The following is an 8,954-nucleotide window of genomic DNA, read 5'->3' as shown; positions in this document are numbered from 1 at the left end:
GCAGACCTTATAATGTAATAAAGTATGAGGAGATTTTGATATGTTAGCAACAAATAGAGTGCAAGCTAAAACGGTCAACAAAGTCGAGTCGAGAGTACTTGCGAAAGCAGTCACAAAGCTTTTTAAGTATTGGGGGATTTCACAGGATGCCCAATGCTCATTGCTTGGTATAAGCCCTTCTAGTCGTAAGAAAATAAAATCTATGGAAGAAGGCTTGGTTGGCATCCCAACAGGGCGTGATTCATATGAGCGTGTAGGGTACTTATTGGCAATCCATAAAGCTTTGCGATTACTTTACCCCCAAAACCCTGAACTGCTTTATGGGTGGGTCACAATGCGTAACCAAAAATTTGATGGTCGCACTCCGCTAGAAGTGATGACTGAGGATGGATATTTAGGGATAGCTAAAGTAAGTCGCTATTTAGATATGAATCGAGTGCACTAATGTCATCACTGTTTGACGATCTGCTAGACCATGTGGGTGGTTTATATTCTTACAGTCTTCGACACACCTTTATCGATGAATTTAAGCGATTAGCTATCAGTGAACATATAGTGGCGCTGATAGTCGGTCACACGAACCCAAACATAACCTACGGCTGTTATGGTAAGGATGTTCAGGCTAGGGCATTACTCAAATATATTGAGCGACTTGAATATGATATTTGATGATCGGGTGGGTTTAATGTGCAATCTTAACAGGGCAAAGCTAACACGCTTTTGCCCGTGCGACGTGAAGTCGTATGAAGCGCTGTTCACCGCTTAGAGTGAACCATCTGTATCACCAGATGACCCTATGGCTCTGAATAAAGTAGCGAGCCAGACAATGTAACGAAATTTGGTTTTTATACCGAATGGGAACAGAATCGTGAGAGGACGTTCTTCCTGATAACTACAAGTCGGGTAAGTGCTAGGGAGTCAGTATGATGAACATATGTGAATCCACGAAAGGTGCGTTATACGTGAAGCAGCGGAAGTGGTTTATACGCTGTTGCCAAAATGGCAACGAGAGTAGGAAAGAGATTGGGCAATGCTCTATCAAAGCTTCGAGTGAGTATTGCAAAGGTAACCCCTGTGGTTACTGGGTAACATAGTACGCCTTAGTGGAGGCTTGAGCCGTATGCAGTGAAAGTTGCACGTACGGTTCTTAGGAGAGCGGCACTTGGTAACAGGTGCCGCTTATCCGACCAAAACGAGTTTCAATCTATTGTTATAAGCATAATTAGATCTAATACATGCCACAGTTTGCTTGAAAACATACAAAGCACAGGCCAGAATAACTATGCCACTACATTGTCTCGAGTTGAGAGCGCGGCGAACAGCTCGCTCATTTTTCTGTACTCGGTATTCTTCAGGTTTGTAATGAAAATGCCTTTGTGTTCGTTAAAAAAGTTTCCGTACGACTCGATTTTATCGAGAGGTGTTGAGCCTTCGCATTTAAATTTCAACTTATCTTTCGTAGTGTGTATTTTCCCAAATTCTTGTCGAGTACCTGCGTATGAAACTGAGCAGGTCTCTACGTCATAGCGGTATGGCGTCAATTCATTTAGTGCCGCCATCCAGAGTTTAAAACGCTGCAGCGCTACATCCAACGTTAAACCGTTGCTGCCAGGGCGATCTTGAACATGGAAATCGGCACATAACATGCAGTATGGTCTGCTTTGGCCAGTCTCTTGTTCCTTTTTCTTAGAATCTTGGAGTTTACGACTTGTCTTTTTTATGTCGATTTTAAAATTAGGGTGAGGCAATGTTAGTCCACCAATCCTCGTGCTGCGTCCACAGTTTGCCTCGGCTATTTTTAGGTCACTGGTCAAAGATTTAGTCCCATCACCATTGATAAAATACGCGTCAGGATCCGTCCCACGTACATTCATGAGAGCCTTCGATATGACGGTTTTTCCGAGGTCGTCATCGCTACTATTCAGCGCCATAATCCATGCCCGCACAGACTTTGTCATAGATTCGTCCGCCTCTATAGGTAGAGTTAACTCGATTTGACTGTCAGCAGTGCTAGCGTCAGTAAAACTGATACGGTCTTTATACTCTGATGCGTCAAGCTGTCTGTCGGCAAAGAGCTTTTCGATGTTGTGTTTTTGAGTTAACAGCGTCTCACGTTGAGCCGAACTGGCTTTGATGTCTTGCATCCCCGCTTCGCAAATCGGGCAAGGGAACCCTTTATTTGTTTCTAGAACAGCCAAAAATTGCTCATGGGTTGGGTTGGTATGGTTTAGATTGAGCGTATATTTGCAATCTGGACACTCATACCGACCGTCTTTAGTACCATTCATTACGTACGCGTCGACAAGGCCACTCGGTAGGGATTCGTACACGGCAGAAGACAGGCTTGTTTTCAGAGTTGACGCACGAACAGCTCGATTCATTTCTGCCCTAGCGTCACCTTTACAATATTTGCAGAAATTCGCCGCTGTTTCGATAAGGCTTTTAACCGTCGTTGAGTTTTTGCTAGTGCATTTACCGCATTGATACTCGATCTCATCGTATGGCAAATACGCTTCTTGCTGAGTCAGTAATGCGTGGCCTTTTTCGTTGCAAAAATCCTTGAGTGCCAGTGTTCTCTGCTGCGCACGCTCAGGGAGTTTCTCCGCGAAGAGGTCATGGATTTTCTGGACAGACGGTGCTTTGTTCATCAGTTTTAAAAAAGATTTTTTTTCCGTTCCTTGATAACGGTCAATTACCCCCATGACAGCACGCAATGCTTTTTCTGGAGAGAGGTGATTAATCCTGTCAATGACGAGAAAGAAGTCACCGTTTTCAGCCGCCTGTTTAACCTTTTGCTTGTCTCGGCGAATTACTTCTGGATCATTATAATGTCCCTGATGCCCCTGGTACTCAGCGCAGAGCCCTGTAGCCAAGTTTTCACCCCAGATGTCGAGTTCAAGGTTGTTGGTAAAGTGAAATCGAATGTCTTCTCGCCACTCCACTGGCTCTCCGTGTTCGTTCGTTGGAAATAACTCCATTAGCGTGCAAACAATCATGAGTTGATCGGCTTTAATGCCGGTACGCCCAAAATTCGTACTTCTCACTTTGTGCGTAGTTTGCCAGTTCGAAAAGTAGCCCGTGATTTTTTCGTACATATAGTGCACGCCAGTTTTTTTCGGTTGGCCTTTAAACGTACCGCTTCCTTGATAATCCGATTGATCTGGCGACGAGTAACTGATGTATGTGAGCGAAGCGCCATATGGCAGCTGCTCTTCCAACAACTCTCGCGTATTTTCGATAAGTTTCTCGTCAATGGTAAGCAGTTTAGAGAGCATTTTTACCGAGAACTCTTTATCTAATGGGCCTTTGAGTCGTCCGGTAATCGTAGGGTCTAGAATCGCAGTGATGGGGATTTTATTAGGTTTATAGAGGTGAGAAAAACTCGGCACCTTGACTCGAACACCTGTATCGCAAGGCACTACGACAGCATCATTTCCCCAAACGCGCTTTGTGCGCGTTACCAACACTTCCACTGTAGAACTTTTATCCATAAAAATAAACCACTTACTTGAACACTGTGCATTGATCCAGTTGTCATTATGCACAGTGATTAGAAGTTTACAAACAAAAAAATAGTTATCGAACACTTGGCAAAACAATTCCCCGATTTTTTGGTCGGTTTTGCGTAAAGCGACCAAAAGCCAGAGGCACTTAACACGTAGTTGTCCTTAATAAGATCCGTTTCTGTTGCAAGACAGTAGGCGCTCTCTAATTCATGACGTATTGGACGATGATTGACAAGGTTGCCAGTGAAAATAAATGATTTTTGAAAAAGAGTTAGGGAGAAAGTGATGTTAGTTGGTGTTCTGATTAAAAACGTTAATGGTAAGGCCGTAGCGTGTGAGGTTGAATTTTCTTCAAAAGACAATGTGTTTAAGGAAAGTTATCAACTGTTAGTGATCTGCTCCAGTGATACTGGACACTCGACTAAGTGAGTGTTGCCATACCTCTATTTAATCATATTTCACTAAACTAGCAAAAGTGCAACTTAAAGCTGTCCAGAAATGGTTAAGATGTTTCAATATCAACTATGGGAATATCTGATTCAGAGTTTCGTTACATGGGCCATAAGGTGCGGTGGTTACCACAGGCTCCTAAAAGATTATGTTCTGTCACCTATAATCTAAAAATTTTAGGCAGCAGTTTAACTGTGTTTCTAGCGTCATATATAGCCCTGTGTTGAGTGCCTTCGATATCTATCCCGGACATAGCTAATGCTCGCTTTAATCCCACTTGCGGTTTAACTTGTTGGGCTTTAGAAAACGCTTTCTTGAGGTTAATGACCGTACTTGGGATAAATTCATCTAGCTGGTGGTTAGTACAGTCTAGATTTATTTGTATTAGGTCATAGCTACCCCAGCTTGAAAAAATATAGCTATTTTCTCTTGGCAGCCACTTTTTGAAATCGGTAAATACTTGACTGAAATTTCTTGCTGTCATTACCTCTGATTGTGATATACCTGTTAGTTCAACACAAAAATCACTCAAAATTGGATATTTTTCTGGGCGTACAAAACTGCTAAATTCATTGCCCTCACTGATAAAGGTGAGATCTTTTGTTGGGACTGCAATTGCTGTTATTTCGATAATCTCTCGATCGATGGGTATGATGGCACCATCCGAGGTGCAGATGTGTTCTATGTCTATTACGACTAGGTAATCGTGATTAATCAATAGCTGAGTTAGCGCATCCAGTGTATATGTAACTTCCATATTTGGCTCCGTCACACGTAGTTAGGCTACGCCTGATATTTATATGTATATACACACTACTTAATACTGTTGGTTAGATCAATTATTTTCAATTGAAACAGTTGCTTGTGGTGGTTTGGTAACGGTTTCTGCGTCTAATGGAATTAAAGCTAGGCATTAAAGTTGCAGTTAAAGGCGTACAACCTAAATAGCTACTCCCTTTTATTATGTATTAAGACGTACTTAAATGTTCATAGAGCGTTTAACAGCAAAATTAATCGTAATTCATGCTGAAACCGAGCACCTTTGGGATAAACGAGTCAGTAGTAACATCCTAGTATTGTTTATTCCAATGTCGCTTCACAGTTGCAATCCCCAAGCCCAACTCTTGCGCCGTTTGGGATTGTGATAAGCCCATATGCTTTTGCATCCGTACTTTAACAGTGGTGGTACGGGCTAGTGGACGACCAAGCTTTTTCCCCTGCGCTTTGGCTCGCTCCAGTCCTTCTTTGGTACGTTCGCGTATACGATTTCGCTCAAATTCGGCAAAGGCTGAAAACATCTGCAACATCAGCTTTCCCTCCGCAGAAGAAAGGTCGGCTACAGGCAGGTCTAAACATACGACTTTAATGCCTTTTTGTGTGAGTAGGTGAATGGTGTTTTGCACATCGATATTGTCTCGCCCAAGACGATCTAATTTAAGTACGACTAACGTATCTCCTGACTCCAGTTGCAGGTTGATCAATGCGCTAAATTTTTCGCGTTTCATCGCCTCCACAGAGCCAGAAACTGTTTCACTAATGACTCGTGAATTTATCACCTCATAGCCACGGTGTTTAATGGCTAAGATCTGGTTCTCTGTGGTTTGCTCTGTAGTCGAAACTCGGCAATAACAAAATGTACGCATGTGTTCGCCTCTTTAGAAAATAACATAAATTGGTATCAACAATATTGGTATCATATTCGATTGGTGTCATAAACTTATTGATCTAGATTAATGATACCAATGTTGTTGGTAAATTTTTGGTATCAATATACGAATGTTTTTTGATACCAGATTGATTGGCTAGCGGGTGGTGTTTCAAATGTTTTGTTGTCACCAGGTGCTGGTGGCTTTGGTTGTTAATGAGACCCTAAAATAAGCATATAAAAATTTTTTTTCAAAAAGTTGTGGTAATATAATGCCTGAAGTGGTAATCTAATTTAAATTAACATACATTTATTGTTGACATGTGTGCTGCTCTAGGTCTATTCTTGTTTGCAACGAAGAGAATGTCTTCCCTTTTAACGACAAGGATTAATAGTGATGGTTATTACACAAAGAAATATTAAGAATATGGCTTCAAAGTTAGGTACTTCATTTTATCGTGTAGAGGATGCACTAGAAGAAATGTCTTATGAAGATGAAGATTTCCCAAGCTCACATGAAAATCTGAAGAGTGTTTTTGAGGCGGTTAAACAAGTTCTTTAACAGGTGGCAAGCTTCAAAAAACACGCTTATTGCGTAATGCCGTTCACTTAACGTGAACGGCTTTCTTTTTTATGGGGTATCGGTCCTTCGAACACTTCAGCACTCTAGGGTAACTACGCTCCCTTTTTCCCTCTAAAACAAACTGTTTTGCATTCTTTTCTATATCAAAGATTACCTTAGGGATATTGCCTGGAGACATACTAGGAAGCTGGGATAGTTTAAAAATAATATGCGATGACGCTTCTCTAAAACTCAATTGGTTAGTGTAGTGGTAATGTGAACTTGGCCACTTGCTTAGAAGTTTTCAGTACAAAATTTATCTGAAAAAATTTAAATTGAATAATCGTTCTAAGAAGCTTTTGTCCAAAAATAAGCTAAGTAAGCTTCAATGTAGTGGCCAGTTTTAGTTAGCCACTACAGTAAAAATAAAGAATAAAAGTGACTATTTCTGCGCATGAATTGCGAAAGTTGATCTAAAAAAGATGAACTTGTGCTTACTGAATATACAATTAACGTTGGATTTATAATAGATGAATGACGAACTGACATGTGTTGTGATTAGCGACACGCATGGTATGTATCGACACATAGAAGTTCCTGATGCTGATGTATTTATTCATGCAGGTGACATCACGAAGTCAGGAAAACTGGAAGAGTTGAATGATTTTAACGCTTGGCTTACAGATTTACCGCACCGCTATCGCATCGTTATAGCTGGTAATCATGACCGAGTATTTGAAAGTAATCCGATTCAAGCTAGAGCGGCTATGACAAATGCCGTATACCTCGAGGATGAAGAGGTAACGATTTGTGGAATTAAATTTTACGGTTCACCTTGGCAACCCTGGTTCTTGAATTGGGCGTTTAATTTGCAGAGAGGAGCAGAAATACAACAGAAATGGGATCGAATACCTGACGACACAGACGTCCTGATAACACACGGGCCAGCTTATCGTCATTTGGATCAAAATCTAGAAGGAAAACATGTGGGCTGCAATGACTTATTAAGTGCTGTCCAGCGAGTAAAGCCTCAGTTTCATGTCTGTGGGCACATTCATGAGGGATATGGTCGGGAGTCAGATGGTATAACAACATTCATCAATGCTAGCTCTTGTACAAGACGATATATTCCCAGTAATGCTCCAATGCTTTTCGTTGTTAAAATTCTCAATTTGCAGGTTTAAAGCGTAAGGGACTTGCGACCTGATGATATATCCTTATTTTTCAGCATCTTTGATGCAATATTTATATTAAAAAATAATGAGTAATTATATGAAGTTTATACCTGTGAGTGATTTGCATCTTGATAACTTTAAAATAAGAAAGGATTTTTGGTTAGACTTTGATCCTGAGGCCGTTCTAATTATCGCGGGTGATGCTGCTAATGCACTCTCTGGCATGGAGTATATAAAAACTATTCTATGTAAATACTTTCGTGCGGTCATATATGTCTGTGGAAATCATGAATGGTATAGTAATAAAAATCGTTTATACAAAATGAATCCTTATCATTTTATAAAGGAATCGGTTAATAACGTAAGCCATTCAACAGTGCTATCTAATTCGCCCTTGAAAAAAATAAAATATCATAGCCAGCTGGTAGACAATTTATACTTTTTAAACAATGAATCAATCGTAATCGATGGTTTTTTAATTTACGGTGGTTCTTTGTGGTTTCCGATCCACACTTACTCAAAATCTTTATTAGATGATTACGGACTATTGATGAATGACCCGAAATTTATTAATTACAAGATTATTGAAGAGCAATTTAAGAGTTTTGTTGATAATTTTCCGCCGAAGGTGGATTTGGTTGTATCTCATCACCTTCCCAATTTAGAAGCGTTTGCATTAGATATAAATCGTACGAGTGAATATGCCCCGTTCTATCATGCCTCTTTATCGGACGAATTAATTCTAAGAACTAGATATTGGATCGCTGGTCATCAGCATGATGCTACGGAGAAATTAATCGCAGGGCATGTTAAGTTCATTAGCAACCCCAAGGGTTCCGTGCCTATGACCCCAGGATTACTTAGAAATAAGGTATACCATTTATAGTGGTTATAAAATGAAAGTCAGTAAAAAGACAGATAACCTTGTCTATTGAGTACTCTAAAACAGAGACCAGTTTTATCTGCCATTACATAGCGATTGTTCTGGTTAAACTCTAAAATCGTGACCAATATTAGTTGACCACTACAAACCAACTACCGAGTATTCCTCGGTAGTTGAACTATTGCAAAATTCTGAGTCATAAAAGTTTAGTAAAAGCAGGGGAGTGCAATTCTATATTGAAGGTATAAAGGTATATTAGCTAAACAATCCTAGAAGGCGAAATGATGATATTAACAGTCAAGGCTACTGAAGAAGGCGAGCTTTACTTCGATACCCCTGAAGAAATGATAAAGGAACTCGATTTTAAGGAAGGTGATATACTTACTTGGACTCTGAACGATGACGGTAGCGTTACACTAACCAAGTCGGACATGCGCTAGTCCGTAACCAAGATTGCTATTCATGCAACTTATAAGAAATCCTTATCAGTTCAAAGTGTAGTTGTTTAGTAAAACTGGCCACTACTTTGTAGTCAGTTGGTGTGTTTGGCATAGAATCGGTTATCAGAAAGTTTGGCTGCATTTGTTCATCGTAACTCGGAAATGTCCAAAAATAAGCTAAGTAAGCTTCAATGTAGTGGCCAGTTTTAGTTAGCCACTACATAGCTCAGTTGTGGTGGCGTAAAAATAACATCGTGTCGATTTCACGTACACAGCTATGGTTCACCTATGGT

General features: G+C 40.4%; 8 protein-coding genes and 1 pseudogene. 5 read left to right on the top strand and 4 right to left on the bottom strand.

Annotated features, from left to right (window positions below):
- Positions 1-40: 40 nt before the first annotated feature.
- Positions 41-445, top strand: a complete 405-nt coding sequence (locus BCU91_RS05980) for an antitoxin Xre-like helix-turn-helix domain-containing protein (protein ID WP_102476983.1) — start codon at positions 41-43, stop codon at positions 443-445.
- Complete coding sequence (locus BCU91_RS05975) at positions 445-669, top strand: hypothetical protein (RefSeq protein ID WP_198590441.1); 225 nt, start codon at positions 445-447, stop codon at positions 667-669. Before BCU91_RS05980 ends, BCU91_RS05975 begins: the two co-directional genes overlap by 1 nt.
- Before the next feature lie 611 nt (positions 670-1,280).
- On the opposite strand, the gene BCU91_RS05970 is transcribed toward BCU91_RS05975, so the two are convergent.
- From BCU91_RS05970 to BCU91_RS05960, 3 genes are all read right to left on the bottom strand, one after another.
- Complete coding sequence (locus BCU91_RS05970) at positions 1,281-3,491, bottom strand: hypothetical protein (RefSeq protein WP_133126578.1); 2,211 nt, start codon at positions 3,489-3,491, stop codon at positions 1,281-1,283.
- Between the two features lie 625 nt (positions 3,492-4,116).
- The gene (locus tag BCU91_RS05965; RefSeq protein ID WP_102531103.1) at positions 4,117-4,713 is read right to left on the bottom strand and encodes a 3'-5' exonuclease; all 597 of its coding nucleotides are present in this window, start codon (positions 4,711-4,713) and stop codon (positions 4,117-4,119) included.
- A 313-nt stretch (positions 4,714-5,026) separates the two neighbouring features.
- Positions 5,027-5,599, bottom strand: a complete 573-nt coding sequence (locus tag BCU91_RS05960) for a recombinase family protein (protein ID WP_102531102.1) — start codon at positions 5,597-5,599, stop codon at positions 5,027-5,029.
- A 396-nt stretch (positions 5,600-5,995) separates the two neighbouring features.
- Here BCU91_RS05960 and BCU91_RS20255 point away from each other — a divergent pair, with 396 nt between their 5' ends.
- On the top strand, positions 5,996-6,163 hold the full coding sequence (locus tag BCU91_RS20255; protein ID WP_157936270.1) for a hypothetical protein: 168 nt from the start codon (positions 5,996-5,998) through the stop codon (positions 6,161-6,163).
- Positions 6,164-6,206: 43 nt separating this feature from the next.
- Here BCU91_RS20255 and BCU91_RS20540 read toward each other — a convergent pair.
- A pseudogene (locus BCU91_RS20540) lies at positions 6,207-6,425 on the bottom strand (IS4 family transposase); the annotation flags it as partial.
- A gap of 268 nt (positions 6,426-6,693) precedes the next feature.
- Here BCU91_RS20540 and BCU91_RS05955 point away from each other — a divergent pair.
- Together BCU91_RS05955 and BCU91_RS05950 are read left to right on the top strand one after the other, a co-directional pair.
- The gene (locus tag BCU91_RS05955) at positions 6,694-7,347 is read left to right on the top strand and encodes a metallophosphatase domain-containing protein (RefSeq protein ID WP_241904047.1); all 654 of its coding nucleotides are present in this window, start codon (positions 6,694-6,696) and stop codon (positions 7,345-7,347) included.
- Between the two features lie 88 nt (positions 7,348-7,435).
- Entirely contained in the window at positions 7,436-8,224 is a 789-nt protein-coding gene (locus BCU91_RS05950) for a metallophosphoesterase (RefSeq protein WP_102476984.1), read from the top strand.
- Positions 8,225-8,954: the final 730 nt, after the last annotated feature.

The organism is Shewanella sp. 10N.286.52.B9 (genome assembly GCF_002873635.1).
Lineage (GTDB): Bacteria > Pseudomonadota > Gammaproteobacteria > Enterobacterales > Shewanellaceae > Shewanella.
The sequence above is the reverse complement of the archived record's forward strand: the minus strand, read 5'-3'. Positions and strand labels throughout refer to the sequence as shown.